Annotated in this window: 26 protein-coding genes and 1 pseudogene; 7 read left to right on the top strand and 20 right to left on the bottom strand. The window is 61.6% G+C overall.

Features of this window, described 5'->3' with window-relative positions; genetic code table 11:
- Positions 1-138 precede the first annotated feature (138 nt).
- The 4 genes from P3T21_RS29210 to P3T21_RS29225 form a co-directional block, all read right to left on the bottom strand.
- Complete coding sequence (locus tag P3T21_RS29210) at positions 139-1,230, bottom strand: BMP family ABC transporter substrate-binding protein (protein WP_429259436.1); 1,092 nt, start codon at positions 1,228-1,230, stop codon at positions 139-141.
- A gap of 71 nt (positions 1,231-1,301) precedes the next feature.
- Positions 1,302-2,231, bottom strand: a complete 930-nt coding sequence (locus P3T21_RS29215) for an ABC transporter permease (RefSeq protein WP_429259437.1) — start codon at positions 2,229-2,231, stop codon at positions 1,302-1,304.
- Positions 2,232-2,247: 16 nt separating this feature from the next.
- Entirely contained in the window at positions 2,248-3,354 is a 1,107-nt protein-coding gene (locus P3T21_RS29220) for an ABC transporter permease (protein ID WP_429259438.1), read from the bottom strand.
- A gap of 74 nt (positions 3,355-3,428) precedes the next feature.
- Positions 3,429-5,054, bottom strand: a complete 1,626-nt coding sequence (locus tag P3T21_RS29225) for an ABC transporter ATP-binding protein (protein WP_429259439.1) — start codon at positions 5,052-5,054, stop codon at positions 3,429-3,431.
- A gap of 254 nt (positions 5,055-5,308) precedes the next feature.
- On the opposite strand from P3T21_RS29225, the gene P3T21_RS29230 reads away from it, so the two are divergent.
- Positions 5,309-6,241 (top strand): LysR substrate-binding domain-containing protein, encoded by a 933-nt coding sequence (locus tag P3T21_RS29230; RefSeq protein ID WP_429259440.1) that lies wholly within the window; start codon positions 5,309-5,311, stop codon positions 6,239-6,241.
- Positions 6,242-6,318: 77 nt separating this feature from the next.
- Here P3T21_RS29230 and P3T21_RS29235 read toward each other — a convergent pair whose 3' ends face one another.
- Positions 6,319-7,707 (bottom strand): 8-oxoguanine deaminase, encoded by a 1,389-nt coding sequence (locus P3T21_RS29235; protein WP_429259441.1) that lies wholly within the window; start codon positions 7,705-7,707, stop codon positions 6,319-6,321.
- Positions 7,708-8,204: 497 nt separating this feature from the next.
- Between P3T21_RS29235 and uraH the strand changes: the two genes are divergently transcribed.
- The 3 genes and pseudogenes from uraH to P3T21_RS29250 form a co-directional block, all read left to right on the top strand.
- Positions 8,205-8,558, top strand: coding sequence for a hydroxyisourate hydrolase (gene uraH / locus P3T21_RS29240; protein WP_429259442.1), 354 nt, complete (start codon positions 8,205-8,207; stop codon positions 8,556-8,558).
- Positions 8,559-8,786: 228 nt separating this feature from the next.
- Positions 8,787-9,980, top strand: a complete 1,194-nt coding sequence (locus tag P3T21_RS29245) for a urate hydroxylase PuuD (RefSeq protein WP_429259443.1) — start codon at positions 8,787-8,789, stop codon at positions 9,978-9,980.
- 210 nt (positions 9,981-10,190) lie between these two features.
- Positions 10,191-10,307 (top strand): annotated as a pseudogene (locus P3T21_RS29250) (transcriptional regulator); the annotation flags it as partial.
- Positions 10,308-10,468: 161 nt separating this feature from the next.
- On the opposite strand, the gene P3T21_RS29255 reads toward P3T21_RS29250, so the two are convergent.
- The 13 genes from P3T21_RS29255 to P3T21_RS29315 all read right to left on the bottom strand — a co-directional run bounded on the left by P3T21_RS29255 (position 10,469) and on the right by P3T21_RS29315 (position 20,938).
- Complete coding sequence (locus P3T21_RS29255; RefSeq protein WP_429259444.1) at positions 10,469-10,981, bottom strand: ureidoglycolate lyase; 513 nt, start codon at positions 10,979-10,981, stop codon at positions 10,469-10,471.
- Positions 10,978-11,991 carry an allantoicase gene (gene alc / locus P3T21_RS29260; protein WP_429259445.1) on the bottom strand — a complete coding sequence of 338 codons (1,014 nt, stop codon included), beginning with the start codon at positions 11,989-11,991 and terminating at the stop codon, positions 10,978-10,980. Before alc ends, P3T21_RS29255 begins: the two co-directional genes overlap by 4 nt.
- Positions 11,992-12,062: 71 nt before the next feature.
- The gene (gene uraD, locus P3T21_RS29265) at positions 12,063-12,584 is read right to left on the bottom strand and encodes a 2-oxo-4-hydroxy-4-carboxy-5-ureidoimidazoline decarboxylase (protein WP_429259446.1); all 522 of its coding nucleotides are present in this window, start codon (positions 12,582-12,584) and stop codon (positions 12,063-12,065) included.
- On the bottom strand, positions 12,581-13,531 hold the full coding sequence (puuE, locus tag P3T21_RS29270; RefSeq protein ID WP_429259447.1) for an allantoinase PuuE: 951 nt from the start codon (positions 13,529-13,531) through the stop codon (positions 12,581-12,583). Before puuE ends, uraD begins: the two co-directional genes overlap by 4 nt.
- 155 nt (positions 13,532-13,686) lie before the next feature.
- Positions 13,687-14,541 (bottom strand): aspartate/glutamate racemase family protein, encoded by an 855-nt coding sequence (locus tag P3T21_RS29275; RefSeq protein ID WP_429259448.1) that lies wholly within the window; start codon positions 14,539-14,541, stop codon positions 13,687-13,689.
- A gap of 20 nt (positions 14,542-14,561) precedes the next feature.
- Positions 14,562-16,049: an NCS1 family nucleobase:cation symporter-1 gene (locus P3T21_RS29280; RefSeq protein WP_429259449.1), complete on the bottom strand. Its 1,488-nt coding sequence runs from the start codon at positions 16,047-16,049 to the stop codon at positions 14,562-14,564.
- Between the two features lie 294 nt (positions 16,050-16,343).
- Positions 16,344-17,054 carry a GntR family transcriptional regulator gene (locus P3T21_RS29285; RefSeq protein WP_429259450.1) on the bottom strand — a complete coding sequence of 237 codons (711 nt, stop codon included), beginning with the start codon at positions 17,052-17,054 and terminating at the stop codon, positions 16,344-16,346.
- Between the two features lie 322 nt (positions 17,055-17,376).
- Positions 17,377-18,303: a muramoyltetrapeptide carboxypeptidase gene (gene ldcA, locus P3T21_RS29290; protein WP_429259451.1), complete on the bottom strand. Its 927-nt coding sequence runs from the start codon at positions 18,301-18,303 to the stop codon at positions 17,377-17,379.
- A 39-nt stretch (positions 18,304-18,342) separates the two neighbouring features.
- Entirely contained in the window at positions 18,343-18,903 is a 561-nt protein-coding gene (gene tadA / locus P3T21_RS29295; protein ID WP_429259452.1) for a tRNA adenosine(34) deaminase TadA, read from the bottom strand.
- A complete protein-coding gene (locus P3T21_RS29300) occupies positions 18,900-19,301 on the bottom strand; it encodes a DnaJ family domain-containing protein (RefSeq protein WP_429259453.1) in 402 nt (133 codons plus the stop codon). Before P3T21_RS29300 ends, tadA begins: the two co-directional genes overlap by 4 nt.
- Positions 19,302-19,475: 174 nt before the next feature.
- Positions 19,476-19,871, bottom strand: a complete 396-nt coding sequence (locus P3T21_RS29305; RefSeq protein ID WP_429259454.1) for a lysozyme inhibitor LprI family protein — start codon at positions 19,869-19,871, stop codon at positions 19,476-19,478.
- Between the two features lie 318 nt (positions 19,872-20,189).
- A complete protein-coding gene (locus P3T21_RS29310; RefSeq protein WP_429259455.1) occupies positions 20,190-20,642 on the bottom strand; it encodes a 2'-5' RNA ligase family protein in 453 nt (150 codons plus the stop codon).
- A 137-nt stretch (positions 20,643-20,779) separates the two neighbouring features.
- Positions 20,780-20,938 (bottom strand): hypothetical protein, encoded by a 159-nt coding sequence (locus P3T21_RS29315; RefSeq protein WP_429259456.1) that lies wholly within the window; start codon positions 20,936-20,938, stop codon positions 20,780-20,782.
- A gap of 308 nt (positions 20,939-21,246) precedes the next feature.
- On the opposite strand from P3T21_RS29315, the gene P3T21_RS29320 reads away from it, so the two are divergent.
- A complete protein-coding gene (locus tag P3T21_RS29320) occupies positions 21,247-21,405 on the top strand; it encodes a hypothetical protein (RefSeq protein WP_429259457.1) in 159 nt (52 codons plus the stop codon).
- A gap of 629 nt (positions 21,406-22,034) precedes the next feature.
- Here the strand turns inward: P3T21_RS29320 and P3T21_RS29325 are convergent.
- Complete coding sequence (locus P3T21_RS29325) at positions 22,035-22,277, bottom strand: hypothetical protein (protein WP_429259458.1); 243 nt, start codon at positions 22,275-22,277, stop codon at positions 22,035-22,037.
- Positions 22,278-22,888: 611 nt separating this feature from the next.
- Positions 22,889-23,353, bottom strand: coding sequence for a hypothetical protein (locus P3T21_RS29330; RefSeq protein WP_429259459.1), 465 nt, complete (start codon positions 23,351-23,353; stop codon positions 22,889-22,891).
- Between the two features lie 336 nt (positions 23,354-23,689).
- On the opposite strand from P3T21_RS29330, the gene P3T21_RS29335 reads away from it, so the two are divergent.
- Positions 23,690-25,255, top strand: a complete 1,566-nt coding sequence (locus P3T21_RS29335; RefSeq protein WP_429259460.1) for a class I adenylate-forming enzyme family protein — start codon at positions 23,690-23,692, stop codon at positions 25,253-25,255.
- 19 nt (positions 25,256-25,274) lie between these two features.
- Entirely contained in the window at positions 25,275-25,448 is a 174-nt protein-coding gene (locus tag P3T21_RS29340) for a hypothetical protein (RefSeq protein WP_429259461.1), read from the top strand.
- Positions 25,449-25,450: the final 2 nt, after the last annotated feature.

A 25,450-nucleotide genomic window follows, 5' to 3' on the forward strand; every position in this document is an offset into this window, starting at 1 on the left:
GATTGCGATTGCGCACGCCGCGCGCAACAAAAAGGGCTGCGCCCATTCGGAACACAGCCCCTGAAAGCAGCGACCTCAAAAGGCCGCCGCGTGGTCGAACATTGGCGTCTCGCGAAGATCGCAGGACGCTGTGACGCGTTACTTCGGCAGCGAGCCGTCCACGCCTTCCACGTACCAGTTGATCCGTTGCAGTTCCGGATCGGTCAGCGTCTTGCCAGCCGGAACCTTCACGCTGCCCGCCTGATCCTTGATCGGGCCGGTGAACACGTCCCACTTGCCGCCTGCGAGCTCGGTGCGCTTCGCATCGACATCCTTCTGCGCATTGGCCGGAATCGCGCCCGTGTTCAGGTCTTCCAGGTTGACGGCCTTCTGCGGAATGCCCCACCACACCGGGTCGTTCTTCCACTTGCCGTCCAGCACCTGCTGGATCGCCGCGTTGTAGTACACGCCCCAATGCGCCACCACCGAACCCAGGTGAGCTTCAGGACCGAACTTCTTCATGTCCGAATCCCAGCCGAACGCGTGCACGTGCTTTTCCGAAGCCGTTGCGAGCGTCGCGCTCGAATCAGTGTTCTGCAGCAGCACGTCGGCGCCCTGCCCGATCAGCGTTTCAGCCGCCTGCTTTTCCTTGCCCGGATCGAACCAGCTGTTGATCCAGATGACCTTCGTGTGAATCTTCGGATTCACCGAGCGTGCGCCGAGCGTGTAGGCGTTGATGTTGCGCACCACTTCCGGAATCGGTACCGATGCCACGAAGCCGAGCGTGTTGGTCTTCGTCACGTAGCCCGCGGCAACCCCCGCCAGATACGCGCCCTGGTACATCCGCACGTCATACGTGCCGAAGTTCGGGGCCTTCTTGTAGCCGGTCGCGTGCAGGAACACCGTATCCGGGAAGTCCTTCGCGACCTTCAGTTCAAAGTCCTGGAAGCCGAAGCTCGAACCGATGATGATCTTGTTGCCCTTGTTCGCCAGATCGCGGAACACGCGTTCCGAGTCAGCCGATTCGGGTACGTTTTCCACGCGCGTAATCTTGATCTTGCTGCCGAATTTCGCCTCGGCTTCCTTCGAGCCCTGATCGTGCGCGAAGGTCCAGCCGGCGTCGCCCGGGTTGCCGAGGTAGACGAACGCGACGCCCGGGGCATCGGCAGCGCGTGCGGTTTCCGTCAGCGTCGCCCCGAGGCTCAGCGTGGCGGCTGCCAGCGCGAGCGCGGTCAGCATTTTTCTTCTCATCGTGGTTTCTCCTGTCGTGTAATTCGAATGTTCAAAGCGTTTATGTGACGCGTCAAGGGCGCGTCGCGTTGTCAGCCCGCGGCAAAGAAAGGTTTGCCGAGCGACGCCGGCGCGTTCAGGCGGATCGTATTCGGGTTGCGCGAGATGAGCACCAGCACGACGACGGTCGCGATATACGGCGTCATCGCGAGGAACTGCGTCGGGATTGGCACGCCGATCGCCTGCGCGTAGAACTGCAGGCCCGTGACCGCGCCGAACAGCAGCGCGCCAATCAGGAGACGCCCCGGTCGCCACGTCGCGAACACGACGAGCGCGAGCGCGATCCAGCCGCGGCCGGATGTCAACTGTTCCTGCCACAGATGCAGATTCACGATCGAGTAGTAGCCGCCCGCGAGGCCTGCCATGCCGCCGCCGAAGAGCGTCGCGCCGTAACGCACGCCAATCACCGGAAAGCCGACCGAGTGCGCGACCGCCGGCGATTCGCCGACCGAGCGCAGCACGAGCCCGGCGCGCGTGCGGTACAGGAACCAGCCGATCACGACGAACATCGCGAATGCGAGGTAATCGAGCGGCGTGAGGCTGAAAAACGCCGGCCCGATCACGGGAATCTTCGAGAGCCCCGGAATCGTCCACGTTTCGATCGTCGCGCGCACGGCCGCCGACGTGTAGGGCTTGCCGACATAGGCCGACAGGCCGATGCCGAAGATGGTCAGCGAGAGCCCGGTGGCGACCTGGTTGGCGAGCATCGTCAACGTCAGGAACGCGAATAGCAGCGCCATCGCGAGACCCGCGGCGATTGCGGCGACGACGCCGAGCCACGGGCTGCCGGTAATCGCGGTGACCGCGTAGCCGCTGACGGCGCCCATCAGCATCATCCCTTCGACGCCCAGATTGAGTACACCCGACTTCTCGGTGACGAGTTCGCCCGCGCCCGCGAACATCAGCGGAATGGCGGCGGCGACGGCGCTCGAGGTGAGCGCGCTGGCTTGTTGAATGTCCATGGAGATCGTCGGGAAATCAGTGGGTCGATGCGGCCACGGTGTGGCGGCGCACGCGGTAGTTCACGAACAGGTCGGCGCCCAGCAGGCAGAACAGCAGCAGCCCCTGAAACACGCCGGAGAGCGCCTGCGGCAACTGCATCGAAGTCTGCACGGCTTCGCCGCCGAGATACAGGAGCGCCATCAGCAGACTCGCCAGCACGATGCCGACCGGATGCAACCGTCCAACGAACACGACGATGATCGCGGTGAAGCCGTAGCCCGGCGACCACGTCGCCTGCAACTGGCCGATCGGACCGGCGATCTCGCCCATGCCGGCGAGGCCCGCGAGCGCGCCGCTGATCAGGAGCGACGTCCAGATCGTCTTCTTGTCGGAGAAGCCGGCGTAGCGCGCGGCGAGCGGCGCAAGACCGCCCACGTTCATCCGGTAGCCCGCGAAGCTCTTGCGCATAAACACCCACACGACCGGAATCGCGATCAGCGTGACAATGATCGACGCGTTCAGACGCGTGCCGCGCAGGAATTTCCAGTGCCAGTCGCCGGCGAAGGTCGGATAGAGTGCGTCACCGCTGAACATTTCCGACAGCGGGAAGTTCATGCCCTGCGGATCGCGCCACGGGCCACTCACGAGCCAGATCAAAAGCTGCGTCGCGACGTAGGTGAACATCAGGCTCGTCAGGATTTCGTTCGTGTTGAAGCGGCTTTTGAGCAGCGCGGGAATCGCGGCCCACGCCATGCCGGCCAGCATGCCGGCGATCATCATCAGGAACAGGATCCACCACCCGGTCGACTGGTCGAACCAGATCGCCACGCCGCTCGCGCCAATGCCGCCGAGGATCATCTGCCCTTCAGCGCCAATGTTCCACACATTCGCGCGATAGCCGACCGCGAGGCCAAGACCGATCAGGCACAACGGCGACGCTTTCAGCAGCAGTTCTGACCAGCCATTGACGCTCGACAGCGGTTCGATGAAAAACGCATGCATTGCCTGCAGCGGATCACGCCCGACGAGACTGAAAATCAGGAAGCCGATCGCCAGCGTCAGGAGCGCGGCGATGAGCGGGACCGCAATCCGCATCGTGCGGGAAGGTGTCGTGCGCGCTTCGAGTCGGTACGGAAAAATCATGGGTAGCCGTGGTTAGCGTGTTGTTATGTGTTCGAGCGCGTATCGCGTATGGTCCGGGCTGCCGGTGCACGCGCTCAGGCGTGCGCCGGCTGTCCGGACGACGGCGGCGTGCCTTCGGCGCCGCTGTTGCGCTCGCCGAAGAGACCTGCCATCCAGCGCCCGATTTCTTCAGCGTTGGTATCGCCGGTCGCACGCACAGGCGACAGACGGCCGCGCGCGAGCACTGCGATGCGATCGCAGATATCGAACAGCTCTTCGAGTTCTTCGGAGATCACCAGGATCGCGACGCCGCTCGCCGACAGATCCAGAAGCTGCTGCCGGATGAACGCGGCGGCGCCGACATCGACACCCCATGTCGGCTGCGCAACCACCAGCACCGTCGGCGCCTGCAGAATCTCCCGGCCGACGATGTACTTCTGCAGATTGCCGCCCGACAGGCTCTGCGCGAGCGCATCCGCACCGCCGCAGCGCACGTCGAACGAAGCGATGCAGCGGTCCGCAAACGCGCGCATTGCTTTCGTGTTGATCCAGCCGGAAGTCACCATCTTCTGACGATGCGCGGTCAGGAGCGCATTATCGGCCAGCGACATCGCCGGCACCGCGCCGCGACCGAGCCGCTCCTCCGGCACGAACGCAAAGCCGAGTGAACGACGGCCGCCCGCGCCAAGCTTGCCCGCCGCCTTGCCGCAGATCGTGACCGCATCGGCACGCGTGCCACGTTGCTCGCCGGACAACGCCGCGAGCAGTTCCGCCTGCCCGTTACCCGACACGCCGGCAATACCGAACACTTCGCCCGCGTGAACCGCGAACGACACATCGTCGAGCGACGTGCCGAACGGATCCTCGCTTGCCACCGACAGGTGCTTCACCTCGAGCAGCACGTCGCCCGGTGTATGCGCGCGGCGCTCGTAGTCAGGCAGCGAATGCCCGACCATCAGCTGCGCCAGCGACGCGTGCGTTTCCTCACGCGGCTTCACGTGGCCGGTTACGCGGCCGCCGCGCATTACCGTTGCGGTATCGCAGAGTTCCTGGATTTCGTCGAGCTTGTGGCTGATGTAGAGAATGCTGCAGCCTTCGGACGCGAGACGCTTCAGCGTCGCGAAGAGCTTGCGGACGGCTTGCGGCGTCAGGACGGACGTCGGCTCGTCCATGATCAGCAGACGCGGATTCTGCAGCAGGCAGCGCACGATCTCGACGCGTTGCCGCTCGCCCACCGTCAGGCTGTGGACATGACGCTGCGGATCGATATCGAGGCCGTAATCCGCCGACACTTCGCGGATGCGTTTCGAGAGCGTCTTCAGGTCGAACGGCTCATCGAGCGCAAGCGCGATGTTCTCGCCGGCGGTCAGCGTCTCGAACAGTGAGAAGTGCTGGAACACCATGCCGATGCCGAGCTTGCGCGCGGCCGCCGGGCTCGCGATCTCAACCGCTTGCCCTTCCCAGCGGATCTCGCCCGCGTCGGGACGCACCGAGCCGTAGATGATCTTCATCAACGTGCTCTTGCCCGCGCCGTTTTCGCCGAGCACCGCGTGGATTTCGCCGGGCTCGACGATGAGCGTGACGTCGTCGTTCGCACGCACGGCCGGGTATTGTTTGCTGATGCCCGACAACGCGAGACGCGGCGCGGCCGCAGCCGTGGCTGCCGGCGTGCCTGCGGGCCGTGCGGCGGCGTCGCCGCCAGAGGAAGAAATGTCGACCATGTGATTCCGTAGTACGCAGTGACTGCCAGCTGCCACGAATCCGCCAGACCCACGAAAGGCTTTCTGGACGGCGTTGCAGCCGGGTGACAATACCTAATTCGACACAACCCGTCGAGCCATCAAAATTCCCGCAAACCCGCGCCGTATCAAGGTGTTGCGGGTAAGCCACCCTTGACGGTTCTTTCTGTCCATATTAAAACGCATATACCCCCAAGCCCACTCGATCAGCCAGAACATATAACCCCGGAGAAGTCATGAGTCAGCAACGCGAGGCGATCGATACTTACTTACTACGCGTCTTGCACACGCTGTTGATGGAACGCAGCGTGACCCGCGCCGCGGTCAAGCTCAACCAGTCACAGCCTGCGATCAGCGCGGCCCTGCGGCGCCTGCGCGACATCACCGGCGACCCGCTGCTGGTGCGCGGCAAGTCCGGCATGGTGCCGACCGAGTATGGGCTGCGTCTGCTCGAACCGGTGCAGAACGCACTGCGCGAAATCGAGCGAATCAAGTTCCAGCAGCACAACTTCGATCCTGCCACGTCCATTCGTTGCTACCGCATCGGTTGCCCGGACTATCTCAACGTGCTGTTCGTGCCGACGGTCGTCGAGCGCTTCCGTCAGGCTGCGCCGAACGCAACGCTCGAGTTTCACTCGCTCGGCCCGGCGTTCGACTACGAACTCGCGCTCGAAGATGGCAAGCTCGATATCGTCGTCGGTAACTGGCCGGAACCGCCTGAACAGCTGCATCTGTCGAACCTGTTCGTCGACCAGATCGTATGCCTGATGAGCAACACGCATCCGTTCGCCAAACGCGGCGGGTTGACGCTCGACCAGTATCTGAACGCCCCGCATCTCGCGCCCACGCCGTATTCGGTTGGCCAGCGCGGTGCGATCGACGTCCACCTTGCACGCGAACGGTTGAAGCGCCATGTCGTCGTGACGTTGCCCTACTTCAATCTCGCGCCGTATGTGCTCATCAAGTCCGACCTGATCTTCACGACGACGCGGCTCTTTGCCGATCACTATGCGAAATTCCTGCCGCTGACCGTCGTACCCGCGCCGCTCGATTTTCCGCCGATGCAGTACTACCAGCTGTGGCACGAACGCTGCCATTACTCCGACGAAGTACGCTGGCTCCGGAGCCTCGTCGCCGAAGCGACCCGCACGTTGATCGAAAAGCCTTAAGCGTCTGACTCATGTTTCGCATCGGCGCGCGGTGAACAGTAAGCGCCCGATGCGAAAGTCTTCCGCGAAAGCGTCGATCAGGCCGCCGCTTCGTACAGCGCTTTAGCCAGACGGTTGTGCTGCTCGATCACCGTTCCGAGTTCGACTGTCGTCAATACGCCGTCCTTCACCACCACTTTCCCGCCAATCACGCTATACGCAACCTGCGAAGGCGCGCAGAACACCAGCGCGGCAACCGGATCGTGCAACGCACCAGCAAACAATGGCTGGCGCAGGTCGAACGCCACAAAGTCTGCGGCCATGCCTGGCGCCAGCGAGCCGATGTCATCCCGATTCAACACCTTCGCGCCACCGAGCGTCGCGATTTCAAGCGCTTCGCGCGCGGTCATCGCATCGGGACCAAAACCGACGCGCTGAAGCAGCAACGCCTGACGCACCTCAGCGACCATCTGCGCGCCGTCGTTCGACGCGGATCCATCGACGCCCAGCCCGACCGGCACACCCGCAAGCCGCATCTTCTTCACCGGCGCGATGCCTGACGCCAGGCGCATGTTCGAACACGGACAATGCGCGACGCCCGTTCCGGTTCGCGCAAACAGTGCGATGCCCGCGTCGTCGAGCTGCACACAATGCGCGTGCCACACGTCATGCCCGACCCAACCGAGGTCTTCCGCATACTCCGCCGGCGTCATACCGAACTTCTCGCGACTGTAGGCGATGTCATTGACATTCTCGGCCAGATGCGTGTGCAACGAAACACCATACTGCCGCGCAAGCGTCGCGGACTCGCGCATCAAGTCGCGGCTCACGGAGAACGGCGAACACGGTGCGACGACCATTCGCAACATCGCGTAACGTCCATCGTCGTGATACGTCTCGATGAGGCGCTGCGTATCCTTCAGGATGTCCGCTTCCTTCTCGACCACCGAATCCGGCGGCAATCCGCCATCCTTCTGTCCGACGCTCATGCTGCCGCGGCTCGCATGAAAACGCATGCCGATCCGCTGCGCCGCCACGATGCTGTCGTCGAGCCGGCTGCCATTCGGGTAGATATACAGATGATCGCTCGAGGTCGTGCAACCCGAGAGCAGCAGCTCGGCCATGGCTGTCAGCGTCGACACCTCGATCATCCCGGGCGTCAGATTCGCCCATACCTTGTACAGATTCGTCAGCCAGCCGAACAGCTCGGCGTCCTGCGCGGCCGGAATGGCCCGCGTCAGGCTTTGATACATGTGGTGATGCGTGTTGATGAGCCCAGGGATCACCAGATGCCCGCGCATGTCGAGCACTTCGTCCGCGGTGTCCGGCAGATCGTCCGTCGGCCCTACCGCGACGATCCGGTTGTCTTCGATATAGAGGCCGCCGTCGCGTAGTTCGCGCCTGGCGCCATCCATCGTGACCAGCACGTCGGCGTGCTTCACCAGCATCGTCCGGCCGCGCTTCCCATTCGGTTGTTGCATCGTCATTCGTGTCTCCCGATTCCCGCGAGGTTAAAACCGTTCGAACGCGATGCGGCCAGCACGCTTTCCGCGCCGCCGCGTCCTCTTCGAACGTCGTTGGCCCGGTTACCCAGCGTACTGCGCCGTCTTCGGGATGCACAGCACGCTGCGCATGGCGTAACCTTCAGCGGCCAAAATTGCGCTGGCAATTCGCCCAGTCGCCATACTTGTCTTCACAAACTCAATATATCGGTCAATTTTGGTGCCGGTAGGATCGGTTCAGGTCTCGGCGTGTGAGGGGAAACCCGTATCCAGCAAGCTCGGACGGCGTATGTTCATGCGCCAGGTATTATCTTTCCTATCGGGCACGCGCGAATGCGACATCCTTTTTACAATGGCTGCCACGGCGCTCGCTTCAATTCGCCGACGGGTATGTAGCCACTGACGTGGAGCCTCGATCCGCCGCAACGTATTCTGGATCGGGCCGCCGCTGAAACTCGCAATTTACACAAGGAAAACTGCGAATGGGCAAGCTCACTACCCACGTGCTCGACACCGCGAACGGCCGTCCCGGCGCCGGCATCAAGGTCGAACTCTTCGCGCTCTCCGGCGACACCCGCCGCGCGATCAAAACTACCACCACCAATCACGACGGCCGTTGCGACACGCCGCTGCTCGAAGGCGATGCACTCGTCACCGGCGAATACGAACTCGTGTTCCATGCCGGCGATTACTTCGCCTCGATCGGCACGAAAGCGCCCGAACCGCGTTTCGTCGATCGCGTCGTGCTGCGTTTTGGCGTTGCCGATGCCGGCGCGCACTGGCATGTGCCGCTGCTGGTGTCGCCGTGGTCATGGAGTACGTATCGCGGCAGCTAAGGTGAACAAGGTTGCATCGACGCGTGGGCACACAGGCGGTAAGCGGATCTGAACTGGCGGCAACGGTGAACGCCGCACATCCCCGCACCGCGCCGCGAATCAACTGAACCAGCCAGCAACGACCCGCATTACCGCCGTTTTGCAGATGCCAGGAGACGCACCTGCAAAACGCCGTCGAATCGAACAGCAAGGCGCTACGCGCCAACGAATGAGAAGTGGAGGCGTTTCATGGAAGGCTTTATTACCGACTGGCTGAATCTCGCGATTCGCTGGTTTCACGTTATCGCTGCGATCGCCTGGATTGGCGAATCGTTTTACTTCGTCGCGCTCGACAACAGTCTGAAACCGCCGACGGATCCGAACCAGCGTCGTCGCGGCGTGTTCGGTGAACTGTGGCACGTGCATGGCGGGGGCTTCTACAACATGCAGAAGTACACGGTCGCTCCGCCGGAGATGCCTGAAGACCTGCACTGGTCGAAGTGGCCGTCGTACACGACGTGGCTCTCGGGCTTTGGTCTTTTCACCGTGCTGTACCTGTTCGCGCCGAACACGTACCTCATCGACAAAAACGTGCTCGATATGGGCCCGGTCGTCGCGATCTTTTCGGCGCTCGGCTTTCTCGCGGCGGGCTGGATTGTCTATGACTCGCTGTGCCGTCTGCTGGGCAACAAGGACAGCGTGCTCGGCATCTGCGTCGGCATTTACGTGCTGATCGCCGCCTGGCTTGCCTGCCACATCTTCGCAGGCCGCGCGGCTTATCTGATCATGGGCGCGATGCTCGCAACGATCATGTCGGCGAACGTGTTCTTCGTCATTATTCCAGGGCAACGCAAGATGGTCGACGCGATGCTCAAGGGCGAAGTGCCGAACCCGATCTACGGCAAACGCGGCAAGCAGCGCTCGGTGCACAACACCTATGTGACGCTGCCCGTCGTGTTCGCGATGCTGTCGAACCACTACGCGATGACATACACGCATCCGTACAACTGGGCCGTGCTCGTCGTGATCATGCTGGCCGGTGCGCTGATCCGTCAGTTCTTCGTGATGCGTCATCGCGGCCAGGTGCTGTGGTATCTGCCGCTGGTCGGCATTGCGCTGATGTTCGTCGCGCTCGTCTGGACGATGCCGAAGCCAGTGGTCGCGCAGGCGCAGGCCGCAAACGCACCGGTCGTCAAGGTCGCGGATATCCAGCCGGTGTTGCAGCAACGATGCGTCGCGTGCCACTCGGCACATCCGACGATGATGGGCAGCGCGCCGGCTGGCGTGCTGTTCGATACGCCGGACGAAATCTCGCAGAACGCCCAGCGCATTTATCAGCAGGCGGTGACGCTGAAAGCGATGCCGCTTGGCAACGTCACGCATATGACAGACGACGAGCGGCAGAAAATCGCCGCCTGGTTTCAGGGCGGTGCGGTGAAGTAATGGGCGATGACGGAGGGCTGACGGATCTCGGCTTTTAGTGTTCCCGATGTTCGACATCAGGACGGGCCTTCGTGCGAGCGAAGGCCCGTTTTCATTTATGCCCCGGGGCACGAACACTTATTTTTTGTGTCCCCTGGGCTACATTTTTGGCACTGTTGGCCATTGTTGCAGCCTACAGGCTACGGATTGATAGGTGATTTTGTGCCTTATATCCGCTTGCTGGAGGCAGCCGGCTATGACCTGAAAGTCGTTGCTCACGGGCACGGGCGCACGCTTGAGGACATCCTCGCCGACGAGCAGCGTGCATCGAACGGGCCGGCGCAATGAGGCTCGATGTTCAGCCAGCCGAACCTTCGCGGGAAATCATCGGCCGCTTGCCGCTGCTTGGGAAACGTGGCGGAATTCAGGCCCCGGCTGACTCAGCAAACAAAAAACCCACGAACTATGCCGTGGGTTTTTCTTTTTGCAGCGTCGAGCTGTTCAGGCAGTCAAACCGAAACCGCGCTCAATGCATCTTCGATCAGCCAGAGCGACTCGGCCAGGTCCTGCTCGTTGAGGTTGAGTCCATCGCCGCCACGATCGACGACGATAAAATCGCTCACGTCGCCAAGCGCGATCAGCGGATGATGCCAGACGCCCTTCGCGTAGTTCACGCCTTGCCAGCCGCTCGTGACGAAAGCGCGGATCTCCGAAGGATCCAGTTCGCCCGCCGGCGCGACGACAACCAGATACGGCTTGTCGTTCAACGGCACGAACGCCTGGCTGCCGAGCGGATGCCGCTCGAGCATCTTCACTTCGAACGGCAGCGCGCGCGGCTGTCCTCGAAACAGATTGACGAGCGTGCGACCGCCCTCGTCCGTCACGTCCACTTTCGCGAGATCGTGAAAGCGGATCGTCGTGCCGAGGTTGATCGGGATCTGCTTCGCGCCCTCGAGTTCGATCACGTCGCCGAACGGGGCGAACGCTTCGCGCGTCAGCGGTTCGATGGTGAGCGTTTTCATGATGCGAGCGTGCCCCACAGACGCAGACGCGATACACCACCGTCCGGAATGATGTTAAAACGCACGTGCGTAACCGGGCCGAGCGCAGCGACTTCGCTTTCGAAGTAATGCTGCTTGTCCATCTGCAGCTTCTGTTCGCCGAGCAGGACCGGCCAGAACATCGCCTGCGTCACCAGCGAACTGTCCGTGCCGCCCGTCACGTACGCAGCCTGGATCGAGCAGCGATCCGGATAGTTGCCCTTGAAGTGCGCCGTGTCGACCTCGATTTTTTTGATCACGCCGGGTTGCGCGAGCGCGACGATCGCCCAGTCGTTACCCGGCTCGCGACGTCGACGCGTTTCCCAGCCGTCGCCCATATTCACACCGCGGCCCGGCATCAGGATCGTCGACGCCGCGCCGAAATGCTGGTTGTTCGCGGCAACGAGGTACGCGCCGTTTTCCATCGCGGCCAGATCGAACTGCTCCGTGCGGCTCGCGCCCGCCCAGTCGACCTGCGGCTGGCCGTACACACGCAGACGCGCGACGCCGCCGTCCGGATAGATGTTGATGCGCAGATGCGTAAACGCATTCGCATCGGTGACATCGACGTAATGATGGCTGTTGCCCTGCAGCGTCATCGACGGAACGATTTCGGTCCATTGCGTCAACTGGTTCGGCGTGCCGTCCACCACGCGCGCAGCCTCAACCGATGCCGCCGGCGGGAAGTTGCCGGTGAAGTGGCTCGTGTCGATGTCGAGGCCCTTGATCACGCCTGGGCGCGCGAGTTTCACAATGCACCAATCGTAGCCGCTGACGCGCTTGCGACGCGTTTCCCAGCCATCCATCCACTTGCCGTGATCGTCGTACTTGCCCGGAATGAAGACAGCCGGCTCCGGATTTAGCATGCGCTCCTTCGGAGCGAAGAAATCGTCGCTGGTTTCGAGCGCCTGTGCGCCCAGACGCGGATCCGCCAGGTTCACATAGCGACGCGTGAAATCGGGAGCGTTGGGATCGAGAATCGGGAGTGCCATCGTAGTCTTCCTTGGTTTCTGTTAGTGCCTGCTGGTACCAGACGCGCTTCGGTGCGAGCGACGCGATGCACTTACGCGTCGATCAGGTCGTCGAGTCTGAAGCGGGCGATGCGATAGATCTGGTCGAAGCTTGCGCGCAGTTCGTCCGCGCGGCTGTTGTTCACGCGCGCCTCGAAGTTCGCAATGATGCCGTGACGGTCGTAGCCGCGCACCGCGAGAATGAACGGAAAGCCGAACTTCTCGCGATAGGCCAGGTTCAGGCGCAACAGCTTGTCGAATTCTTCCTGTGTACATTGCGCGAGGCCTGCGCCGCTCTGCTCGCGCGTCGATTCCGCTGTGAGCTCACCGCGCACAGCGGCTTTACCCGCAAGCTCCGGGTGGGCGTTGATCAGCGCAAGCTGCTTCTCCTCGCCGGCGGTTTCGACCGCGTTCGACATCGTGTGATGCAACGCGTCGATGTCGGCATACGGTCGCTGTGTAGCGGCCACTTCGGCCACCCACGGCGAGTGTTCAAAAATGCCCGACAACGCCGCAACGAAGGCGTCGGTCGAAATGTGATTGAGTTGATCGAGGGTGTATTGCATGGCCTTCATGCCGCTTCCCCGTGGTTGTTCTGCTGGTAAGGATGGTGTTCGCGCCAGTGACGCGCAATGTCGACGCGACGCGTCACCCAGACGCGATCGTGCTGCTCGATATGATCGAGAAAACGCTGGAGCGCACGGAAGCGGCCCGGCCGGCCAAGCAGCCGGCAGTGCATGCCGATCGACAGCATCTTCGGTGCTTCGTCGCCTTCTTCGTAGAGCACGTCGAATGCGTCGCGCAGGTACGTGAAAAAATGATCGGCTGTGTTGAAGCCCTGCGGGCTCGCAAAACGCATGTCGTTGGTATCGAGCGTATACGGAACGATCAGTTGCGGTTTCTTTTCGCCGCCCGTCACCTCGACGTCCATCCAGAACGGCAGGTCATCGCCGTAGTAGTCCGAGTCGTACAGGAAGCCGCCGTATTCAGCGACCAGTCGATGGGTATTGGGGCTGTCGCGACCGGTGTACCAGCCGAGCGCACGCTCACCGGTGACGCGCTCGATGGCTTCCATGCCAAGACGCATATGCTCCGCTTCCTTCTCCGGCGGCACGTCCTGATAGTGGATCCAGCGATAGCCGTGACACGCAATCTCGTGCCCAAGCTCGACAAACGCGTGCGCGAGGTCCGGATGACGTTCGATCGCCATGCCGACACCAAACACCGTCAGGGGCAACTGACGTTTTTCGAACTCACGCAGGATGCGCCACACGCCCGCTCGCGAACCGTACTCGTAGATCGACTCCATGCTCATGTGACGCGACGGATACGCAGCCGCGCCCACGATTTCCGACAGGAACTGCTCCGAACCCGGATCGCCATGCAGCACGCAATTCTCGCCGCCCTCTTCGTAATTGAGCACGAACTGCACGGCGACGCGGGCGCGCCCGGGCCAGTTCGCCTGCACCGGATGGCGGCCGTAGCCGATCAGATCACGCGGGTAGTTCGAATCGAGTGGCATGGTTTGGCGAAAACTGGGTAGTGACGTTGCGACGGGAATTCGCGGGGGCGGCGGGCGCAAAGCGGCTAAAACCGCGTTGCTGTCCTGCCGCCAGGACGAAGTCAGTGTAGCGAAAACACCCGGATGCGCCCATACATCCGGGCAGATAGTGCGGGTCAGAGGGAATGTATGTGCGCTCGTGGCGTGGGCGCCGCCTCGCCATTCATGGAGCCCACGTTTACCCCTACGCCGGCAATGTTCGCCGCGCCGGAACCGGCAATGCCCGCACCGTCCTCACCGGTCGGGCTAAAACGCGCGAACTCGCCGTCGTAGCGCTTCGCCAGCGGGCGCGCGTAGTCGCCGCGCTTCGCCGTACGCAGACGCAGCGACACCAGCGCCTCGACCCATTTGACCGCCGCAGTAACGCCTTCCACGACCGGCGCACCCAGCGCGTCCTCGATTTCCGCGCACAGTTCGGCCATGCCTGCACAACCGAGCACGATCGCGTCCGAGCCATCTTCTTCGAGTGCCCGTCGGCATTCGTCGAGAATGATGCGGCGCGCCGCCGAACCGGGCCGATCGAGTTCGAGCACGGCGACATCCGTCGCGCGCACGTTGCGGCAGAAGCGCTTCATGCCGTAGCGCTCGGCAAGATGCCAGGCCATGCCGCAGGTGCGCGACAACGTCGTCACAACCGAGAAGCCGGGCGCAAGCACGCTCGCCGCATGCATCGCAGCTTCGGCGATGCCGATCACCGGTCCGCGCGCCAGCTCGCGCGCCGCGTACAACCCGGGATCGCCGAAGCATGCGATCACGTAGCCGTCGAAGCCCTCACGTTCGCCCGCCTCGATCTCGGCAAGGAGACCAGGCGTCGCAAGCGCTTCGTCGTAGTAGCCCTCGATCGATGGCGGTCCCATCGTCGGGCTGACCGCGACCAGTTCCGTGCCCGGCGCGACGACGTCGCGTGCGCAGCGGCCCATTGCCTCGGTCATCCGTTGCGTCGTGTTGGGATTGATGAGCTTGATACGCATATCGACTCCTTGCTGCAGCGTCACTTACTGCGCACGAGTGCGCGATAGAACCCGGCGCCAAGCAGCGCGCCAATGAACCACGAGAAATTCGCCATACCGTTCATGCCCGGCACGAGCACGCACGCAACCGCAATCGCCGCCGCCGGCAGCAACGCGGCAACTGCCGTGTAGTTCACGCCGTTGCGATACCAGTACGCGCCCTTTTCCGACATCGTGTAAAGATCGTTCAACTTGATCTTCTGACGCTTCACAAGGTAGAAGTCGACGATCAGCACACCATACAGCGGTCCAATAAAGCTGCCCAGTACGTCGAGCGTGTAGTGGATTACAGCGGGGTTATTGAACAGGTTCCACGGCGTGATGAAAATCGACGCCACCGCAGCCAGCATCCCGCCTGCACGCCAGCTGATAAGACGCGGCGCCACGTTCGAGAAGTCGAACGCCGGCGAGACAAAATTCGCCACGATGTTGATCCCGATCGTCGCGATCGTGAAGGTCAGCGCACCGAGGATGACAGCCATCGGATAGTCGATGCGACCGACCGTTTCGACCGGATCGGTGATCAGTTCACCGAACACTGGCAGCGTCGCCGCAGTCGTGATCACTGTGACCAGCGAGAACGCGAGGAAGTTGACAGGCAAGCCCCAGAAATTGCCGCGCTTCACGCTGCGAAAGCTCTTGCCGTAGCGCGAGAAGTCGCCGAAATTCAGCATCGGCCCGGAGAAGTACGACACCACCAGCGAGATCGCGGTAATCATCACCGGCACGACTTCCATGCCGTGATACTTCACGCCGCCTAGATTGATGCCGATGTTTTGCCAACCCGCGCGCCACACCATATAGCCGGCCAGAATGAACATCACGACGTACACGGCTGGGCCGGCGAAGTCGATGAACTTCTTGATCGTTTCCATGCCGTGCCAGAACACCAGTGCCTGGAGTACCCACAGGAGCATGAAGCCGGCCCAGCCGATGGTCGACAGGCCCATGAAGCCATGATGATGCACGTCCGCGTACGGCAACATCTGCGGGAAGAACTTGAGCACGACGATCACGAGCGCGCTCGACGCAAGATAAGTCTGGATGCCATACCACGCGACCGCGATCAGTCCACGAATCACCGCTGGCACATTCGCGCCGAGTACCCCGAACGTCGCGCGACACGCGACCGGGTAAGGCACGCCATTCTGCTGGCTCGGCTTCGCGATCAGGTTGCACAGCACGTTGACGATTCCGATACCGACGAGCAGCGCAATCAGCACCTGCCAGCTTGTCAGGCCGAGCGCGAACAGACTGCCCGCGAACACATAACCACCAACGCTATGCACGTCCGACATCCAGAACGCGAAGATGTTGTACGCGCTCCACGTTTGATGACGCAGCGGCGCAAGATCTTCGTTGTACAGACGTTCGCTGTAGCCCGCGGGCATGGACGGGTCGCCGCTACCGGCGTCGTCTTCGAATGCAGGGATGGCGGGATTGCCCGGTGCTGCGCTGAACTGAGCCATGACTCCTCCTTGAGATGAAACCGTCGAACACTGAATGAGGGGAACTGAAACCCGTCTGCGAAGCGCGCCGGTTTTCGTTCCGGTGAGCAGCCTTCGCATGCGGTCCGCGGTGTCTCCGTACTTACGTACTTGTGTTTATCGTTCGGAACGAGCCGCGGACCCGTGCCCAAACGTTTCGAGAGCGTGGCGAGCACTGCGCGTCATCGCAGGACCGATGGCGCGCATCTACTCGACTCACTTCACATTCAGTGCGGCGCGGCCTCTGGCGGGCGCGCCCGGTGTCATCTTTCCGGCTTACGCTGACTTGCCAGCCCGCGAGCCAAATATCTCGTGCAGATCGGCCGCGCCGTTTGCCGGCCGGTCGAGCATCTTCAGTTCGACGCTTTGCAGATGGCGCGACATCAGGGCCGCGGCCTCCGTAGCATTGCCCGCGCCGAGCGCGGCAAGAATCGCTTCGTGATCTTCGAACGAACAGGGGCTACGACCCAGCGATTCGTACAGTGCCGAAATCAGTGTCGAACGCGCGACGAGGCCGTTCAGACAGTCACACAGCACCGTGTTGCCCGTCAGCGATGCGAGCTCGGTATGGAACTCGCCGGACAGACGGATCCACGCGGGGAAATCACGCGTTTCGAACGCCTTGCGCTCGCGACCGATCATGCCGCTCATGCTTTTCAACCGGCGCATTCCGTGCCCGGTGCAAATCTTTTCGACGACCGCGAGTTCAATGATGCGACGCATCTCGAAGACCTCGTGGACTTCCTGCAGCGACGGACTCGCGACGAACGCACCGCGATTCGGCTCGAGATCGACAAGCCGGTCGGTCGCGAGTAGCGCGAGCGCCTGACGGATCGGTCCGCGCTTTACGCCGAACACCTCGCAGAGCTGCGCTTCGGTCAGCTTGGCGCCTGGCGAAAGCCGGTGCTCGAGGATCGCGGCGCGGACGCGCTCGGCGATCGCTTCGGGTTTAGTGCCAGTCGACGCTGCGGATGTGTGTTCGGACATGATGTGTGTCTCACTATGTTGGTCATCTTAGGATGGACATAAATATTGTCAACAATTTTTAGACAAAATTAGTGACAATCCCTGGATGCGACGCATGAAGCAGGACCCTGTCGAAAGCGCCAAAGCGCGGAAGAAGCGGATTTCTGAAGGGTTTAACCACGACACAGATGGCTTTGTTGGCTCATTTTTTGTCAACAACTTCTTCCTTCTGTGACGCGCTATGTGTTGTTCCGGACGTCTTAAAACTGGACAGTTAGTTGCGTTTTGTACTGAAAATTAAAGCGGGCAAAAACCCGCTCCGCTGTTCCCGGCGGGTTGAACGTCAGGTGAGGTGCGGGTATCCGGAAACCGTCAGACTGAACCCCTGCCCGTCTGCCTCGAGACGCGCATCAGCGCCCACCGGCAGCGTCAACATGTCCTCGACATGTCCGAACTGAAGGCCTGTGATCACCGGGATACCGATCACCGAGCGAACCTGCTCGACCATCGCGTCCAGGTCGTAGCCGTTGTCGTAATCGAACGATCTGCCGCCCGAGAAATCGCCGAGCACGAGCGCCCGCTGGCGCGCGAGAATGCCCGACAGGTGCAGTTGATAGATCAGCCGTTCAATGCGGAACGGCTGCTCGTTGATGTCTTCCAGGAAGAGAATGCCGTTCTCGACAGGCGGCAAATACGGCGTGCCGATCAGCGAAGCCAGCACCGCCAGATTGCCGCCCCACAGCGTACCGCTGACGTCGACGGGCTGAGCCTGCGGGACCCGACTTGTCACTGTAAAGGACGGTTTCGACAGCGTTTCCCAGAAGTGCTGCATCGTGAAGTCACTGACTTTCTCCGCGCCGAAGTCACTCATCAGCATCGGGCCGCCGAAGGTCGTCAAACCCGAACGCGCCAGCAACGCCATCTGGACCGCCGTGAAATCGCTATGACCGACGAGCGCCACCGGCTGATCCGACAGGCGTCGCTGCAAACCTTCGTAATCGAGACCGTGCAGGATGCGCACCGCACCGTAGCCGCCGCGCACGGTCAGCACAATGTCGGGCAGCTTCTGCGACCTGTCGGCGAGCCGGTTGAGTTCCGCTGCGCGTTCACCGTCCGTGCCGGCGAAGCGCTGAAAGCGCCGCTCGGTCGCGTGCACACCCACCACGTGATGCCCTTGCTGGCGCAACCGGCCAACCGCGCGATGAACGACAACCGGATCATGCGGATAGCCCGAGGGCGCGATCAGTTCGATGGTGCGATGCACGGTCATAGTCGAAATGTGTGAACGGTCTGATGGAGAAGACCCAGATTAACGCGGTTCGGCCGGCGTGGACGTGGTTCCGGCCACAGCCGCCGCTTCTGCGCGGGCTGAACGGGCTTCGCGACTCGCGCGCCGCCGGTCCGCGAAGAAGGTTTTGAGCGCCGCGCCGCATTCATCTTCGAGCACGCCGCCGATTACCGTCGTGTGGTGATTCAACTGTGGATTCGCGAAGGCGTCGACAACGCTGCCACACGCGCCTGTTTTCGGATCGCGTGCGCCGAACACGACGCGCGCGATACGCGCATGCATGATCGCGCCAGCGCACATCAGACAGGGTTCGAGCGTGACAAAAAGTTCGCAGCCGGGCAGCCGGTAGTTTTCGAGCGCCTGCGCCGCAGAGCGCAGTGCGGCCATCTCGGCATGCGCCGAAGGATCGTGCCCGCTGATTGGATGATTGAAGCCTGTCGCGATGACTTCGTCGCCACGGACGAGAACCGCACCGACGGGCACCTCGCCTGCGGCTCGCGCCGCTTCGGCAGCGGCCTGAGCGAGTGACATGAAATGGCGATCGCGTTCACTTGAAGCGGTATCCGGGACAGGCTCGCTCACGACGGGGCTACCTCGCTGGCACCGTCGGTCAGAGCGCGCTCCGACAGCCTTTCGGCGATGCGCCGGCAATATTCTCGCGGCACAACCATCGGGCAGCCGCGCAGGGATTCGAGCGCCATATCGAGCGCGAGCATTTTTGCCTGAAGACGGCAGCGCCTGGCGCTGTCACTGACGGCTGTCAGTTCATTCTGCAGGTCGCGCAGCGCCCGCAGCTGTTCGACCGCCGGCGGCACGAAGCCCGCGTTCTTCAGAATCCGGTTCGCGACGCGTACTTCTTCGGGGACAAGAGCGTCATCGTCGAGCGCCAGCGGCAGGCCGGCACCCTGTAAATCGTCGAACTCGCCACGCGCGGCCGCAGCGGCAATGCGTTGTTCGACCAATGCATCAAGCAATCTCATCAGCAATCCAGCACGTTGAGGCTCAGGCATTCTAGCAGGGTGCTGGAAGGAAGTTCCGGCGTCGATCCGATGAATTCCTCGGTTACGGATTGACCGTCCGGCGTGCGCGCGTGCTATGCGCGGGTACCCCCGACCGGCATGTCGTACAAAACTGGCGTGCGCCATTGCCGTTGGCTACCGGTTTCCGCAAGACATGTCGCCCTCCTGGCAGTGCAACTGCTCGTCGAGCAGCTTTGTCTGCGCCTGCGTGAGCTGGTCGAGGCAGGCCGCATGAACCATCGGATGAACGCTTCCATCCATGCTACCCAGCGTGTTGAATTCGCATTGCGCATCCCGCCACGCGAGCCACGCCCGTTGCGCCTTTTGCAGCTTGTCGCGGCCGGCCGGGCTGCTTTTCGTCGACAACGCTCTGTAAGTCTCGTTGAGTTTCTTATCGGACGCCTTGAAGTCGCGGCTGGCGCACATATTCATGCTGGCCTGATTCATCGGGTTCTTGCAGTCGATGTCGGCGGCGACGGCGGAAGCGCTCGTGAACAGGAGCGCGATGGCGGCAAGGCAATGTCGATGCATCCTGGTGTTCCCAAAAGGTCGCGTGCGCGGGGGACCCGGCTCAGGTAAAACGAGTAACGCCATTCGTCCGCTCTGGCCACGTTAGTGGCACGGCGCTCCATCCAGTTCCGGCACACTTTCGTCGGACGCAGGCCGCAACGGCCATCGTCCAATCAGCACGTGGCGCTTTTTCCCGACCAGGCTGTGTACCAGCACAAATTCGCGTACGGTCCATCCGACGGGCTCCACGACTTTACAGAGGCGCGGCCGGCCGCCAGCATGACTGTCGTAGAGCAGCGTTAAGTGCGGCCGGTAGGCGGCACCTGCTCTGCTCAGCAATCATGCCCTGTTCAGCCCCGCGCCGAGCACCTTGCGAAAAGCGGTCAATGTGCCGGGCCCGTCGCGGCCCGTCAGGACCACGGGCCGACGATGCAGCGAAGCGCCGAAATCCGTTGCCATGTCGAACGCAACATCAAAAGTCGGCGCGGCAATGGCCTCGCCCACTCGGAGCGCGGCCGCCACGAGTCCCGGCGGCAAGCCATTCGCATAAACGCCAAGCGAGAACAAGGTTCCGTGAAACCGCCCGGTCAAAAGCGGTTTACCTTGCAGCCTGTAGTTACCACGCAACGCCTCGGCGATCCTCGCGATATGTGTAGCAGTCTTGGAATCCGGGTAAATAGCAAAAAATAACGCATCTGTGGAGTTCTCTACCGGTTCGATTCCTGGCAACGCAAGCTGACCTGATACGATTTCCTGTTGCCCCCGTGCCGTACGAAAAGTCTGGAACGCCAATATCGGATACCTCACTGCAACGACTCTAAAGCTTCCTTGCGCGGCTCCGAGCGACTGTTTTCTGCACCCGGAATGGCGCTTGCACGCTCCATCCCACCCCTCGGGTGCTGTACATTTATACAGTATTTAAGGCAAGTTCAAGCTGCCTTAGAAGCCGAAAAATCTCGACGTTGCCAGATAGGTTCGCGGCAAATCCATTCGGGCCAGATTGCAGCCACGACGACATTCTCTTCACGCGCCAGCGCATCCGGCGACAGGTTACCTGTTGCTTCCTGCGCCTGTTCCGTAGAGACCATTGTCGAAGCCGCCCGCTCCTTCGGTCTTGTTTGCATTGCCGACCGTCGGGCCGCGCCTTATCTCTGGCGTCTCGCGGATCTGCCTCATTTCGGCTCGCCTCGAAGAATAGATAAGGCGGAGACGAGCACAAACGGTATCTGTGAACGGGTGGACTGCTGAAATGGCGTTGCGCGCGCGAGTTCGTGGCTAAGGCATGCGGCGGTCGGCCACACCGGCACGACTATTTTCCGCTCGCTTTTTATCAGGGAAAACCCTATTATTGCATCTAAGGGAAAACCCTCGAATCAGCCTTCAACCGGGAAACATCATGAGCTATCTTTTCGCACTCTTTCAAAAGGTTAGCGACCTTTTCGCGTCGCATCATCTTCCGCTGGATTCCGATTACTCGTACGAAGCGCGTCATCGCGAAGCGCAACGCGTTCGCCAGTCGCAAGCAACGTTGTTCGGTATTCGTCTGACAGATTAAGCGGTACCGGTAAGCGCACGCCCCAAACGGCAGCGTCCTGAAACGACAAAACGCCGATGCACTCAGGCGGGTAGCGCCACGGCACATCTATCAGTGCGCTGAACACTCCTGCACCGCACGCGTTCTCAGGGCGTTCGCCGCCCGAGCGGCCTCTTTCCCCACTTTGCCGCAACTGCACACGCGCGCGCCCGATAAAAACGGGGCCCGTGGCCTCGTTTTATCGCGTTACCCGACAGGCATCGCTGCCTGCCGGAAACGTCCGCTCACTCCCACTCGATCGTCAATCGTGGGGCTGAATCCTTGTGGGGTGGCGTTCCGCCCAGTCGTCTCGCGCCGATACCGTCAACGATACCGAAAAATACCACCGGCACTTACCGCCTCTCTGCGGACCGCAATGGAGAAGCAGTGCCAACTTTGCTCAAACAATCGCGAAGATGGAGTATCTCGATACGATTGGTGGTGACAATACCGTCATCGATACCGTTAGGCATTTTCAAACACGGTCCGACCAAAGCCGGCCGATGCCAAGACCTAAATTCAGCGAGCCCGATCCGGGCGGGCGTGGAACCCACGGTGTCCTTTCCGAGGCGGATTATGAGTCCTCGCGAGAAATCAATAAAATCGAAGAGTTACGCCAATTTCATTTCCGCAATCAGGCAAGTTTCGCGCCCCGGAGAGGCTTGTAAATCAAGAATCGCGTACCGATTTGCGGAAATGTCATAACCCCACACCGCAGCGTGCTCGCATAGCGCCCGGCGGGTCAACGCTGAAGGGTGCGGCACATTCAACTCGGCGACATCTATCCGTTCCATTCCGTCTCGCTTCAGCCGTTCGACCGTCCTAGCCTGCGTCGCTGCCCAGTCGAGCGGCATTTCCTCTCGCGTCCGTTCCTTCAACGCCTCGCGAAAAGCGGGCGCCGCCTCCGCGAACCGAGCTAGGTCTGACTCCCTTGTCTCCAAGGTCCGGACCGCGAGACCTCGGCTGTACTGGGTTTGAAGCCCCGTTATGTTGTCCATTTGACGGGGTTTCTGCAGCTCTTTGTGGCATTGCGGTGTCATTTCTTTCGGAAATCGTGACCGTAGACGAGATGTTCGTGACATCGTTCAAGCCGCTCGGATTCCGTCGGATCGTCAATCGCTTTCTGCATGACCGTGGTGTCGACAATTACGTGCTTCGGGCGCAGGGCCCAGCCCACGCCTGCGCGTTTGGCTGCCGCGATCAATTTCCCAGACCGTCGTACCTGATCCGAAGGGCTCGCCATTTGCCGGATATGCGTCTTGCAAGCCGGCGGCGGTTCGCTTCGATAGCAGATACGTGCTGCGAAGTACTGATGGTCTCCCGCATATCGTGGTCGCTATTGACAAGGCAATAGACCTCACCGTCGACGCCGAATGCCGGCGTCACCAGCGTTCAGATGAACGGGATCACGGCCCTCATATAAAACAACCAGTGCACTGAACGCTAGCCCGGCTGAGTCACCACCTCACGCGCCGGACTTGACGTTCCCGCAAAATATATCGCGATTGCCGTCGGCCGGGCTGCTTCGCACGACAATTGCGTAGTCGCCCGAAGTGAGATCCTGCAAGGAAATTGGCGCGATTTTCGCCATCGTGAGCGTACGGTTGGGCACACGGTCGCCGAGCACCGTTCTGTCGTTCATCGCGTATGCAAATTTTTCGCCCAGGTGCCCGCAACTGCCGGGATAGATGTAGGTATAGAGATGAGCGGGCAAAGTCGTAGACGACGGCACGCCACCAATGATGAAGACCAGTTCGGTCGCACTACCTTGCGCCGCGAGGGTCACCTGACCGACCTTGCCCGCGTTTTGCTTGGTTGCGGTCAAGCGGATATTGACCGGCCCACTCGCTGTTTCATCCGCTATTGGCGCTCCGGTTCCTGCTGCCGACCACACAGCCACTGCCAGCGCCAGCCATGTCTTGCGGTTCATAACCGACCTCCTGCTTTCAAACAGTTGCAACAAAGCAGCATCGATTCAAATATAGGCTACAGAAATGCCCTCTCGCGATGTCAGCGGTTACATGTGCCCAGCAGTGGGGCGCCCTCATTCGTCTGACCAATCGTTACTACGCCCGTCTCGCGTTTCCACGTCTGGCACCCGACGCATAGCAGCCTCGCTCGCACGTCGCCCCACCCTCAAGTAAAACGGAGCGCCGGCACTCGCCAGCTGCGCCCTGCCCCTCCAGAAGGAAGGGGCCACGTCACACCTGCGGCGTTATAGTCAGCCGAAACGGCTGGCTACGCAAAATGGAGGCTGGTGATGAGAATGAATTTCGCTCGCACAATCGAGCAGTTGTCCGTTCGCTATCGCGACCGAGAGGCGCTGGTCAATATCGAGCGCCAACGGCGCTATACGTACCGTGACCTGCATCTGCTGACCAACCGCATTGTCAACATGATGGGCAAGCGGCTCCAGCTCGGGCGTGGCGACGTCTACATGTGCATCCTTGAGAACGACAACCTGTCGCTGCTGCACGCGTGGACCGCACTGAAGGGCGAAGCCGCCGTCGTCTGGACGAACTTCCGAGACTCGATCGACGAGCACCGCTGGCAGATCGAATTCATTCGGCCCAAGGTAGTCTTTCTCGAGAACGCGCTGCTCGATCGCTACTACGACATGCTGCACGAACGTGGCATTTCTGTCGTCTGCATGGATCCGCCAAAGGACACGCGCGATGGACTGGTCTGTTTCTGGGATCTGCTCGAGGGCATCTCCGACCAAAACCCCGGGATTGAAAGCGACCCCGACACCGACATCCTGATCTACCGCTTCACCGGCGGCACCACCGGCAAGAGCAAGTGCGCGCAATATACGATGGAGAACTGGCTGGCCTGCCGGAACTCGTCCTATCTGGAGAGCGAGCAGATCTACGACGCCGGCTCGCGATGCCTGCAAATGGCACCCATCAGTCACGGCGCGGGCATGGCACTGCTGCCCGCCCTGTTTAGAGGCGGCTGCACCGTCACGCAAAACGCGCCGGATTTGCTGCAGTGGTGCCGTAACATCGAGGCCGAGCGCATCACGATGAGCGCGCTCGTGCCAACGCTGCTGTACCGGCTGCTCGATCTGCCCGCAGCAGCCGACCACGACCTCTCGACATTGCGCACCATTGCCTACGGCGCGGCGCCCATGAGTCCGGCCAGGCTAGCAGAGGCGCAGCAGCGCTTCGGCAACATTTTCGTGCAGGTGTACGGCGGTACCGAATGCCTCCAGAACGTCACCATGCTGACGAAGTCCGATCATCTGATGGCCGCCGAAACTGGCCGGCTTGCGTCGGCTGGCCGAATAGCCGCCGACGTCGAACTGTTGATCGTCAACGAGACGGGCAACGAAGTTGCACCGGGCACCACGGGCGAGATATGGATCCGTTCGCGGGCCACCATCTGCGGCTACTACAACAACCCGGAAGCCACGGCCAGCGAATTTACCGACGGATTCTGGAAGTCAGGCGATCTTGGCTACGTCGATGAACAGGGTTTCCTGTATATCGTCGATCGCAAGAAAGACATGATCATCACCGGCGGCTTCAATGTCTACGCGATCGAAGTAGAAGCCGCGCTAAATGCGCATCCGGCTGTTTCGAACTCGACCGTGGTGGGCGTTCCGCACGACGAATGGGGCGAAGCGGTGCATGCGGAAGTGGTGCTGCGGGCAGGCGAATCCGTCACTGCCGAAGCGCTCATCGAGCATGTGAAGAACCACATCGGCCGCTACAAGGCGCCCAGGTCGATTGTGTTTGTCGATGCGCTGCCTGTCAGCGTGGTCGGCAAGGTGCTGCGTCGCAAGGTCCGCGAAAAGTATTGGGCAGACCGCTCGCGACAAGTGGGATAGTGCTCCGGGGCGCTCAGGCATGAGCCGCCGCTTCATGCGTCCGGTCGCACCATCACCCGCAGGCGATATCAACACCGGTCGGAACATCGAGGCGACGCTCGCCCTTCCTCAAGGCGAGCATCTGACGTCTGTCCGTATCGCGAAGTGCCGGTCCATTGATGCCGGCAAATGCCCGCAAATGCCGGCACACTAAAA

Origin of the sequence: Paraburkholderia sp. GAS334 (assembly GCF_050436625.1) — a bacterium.
GTDB lineage: Bacteria > Pseudomonadota > Gammaproteobacteria > Burkholderiales > Burkholderiaceae > Paraburkholderia.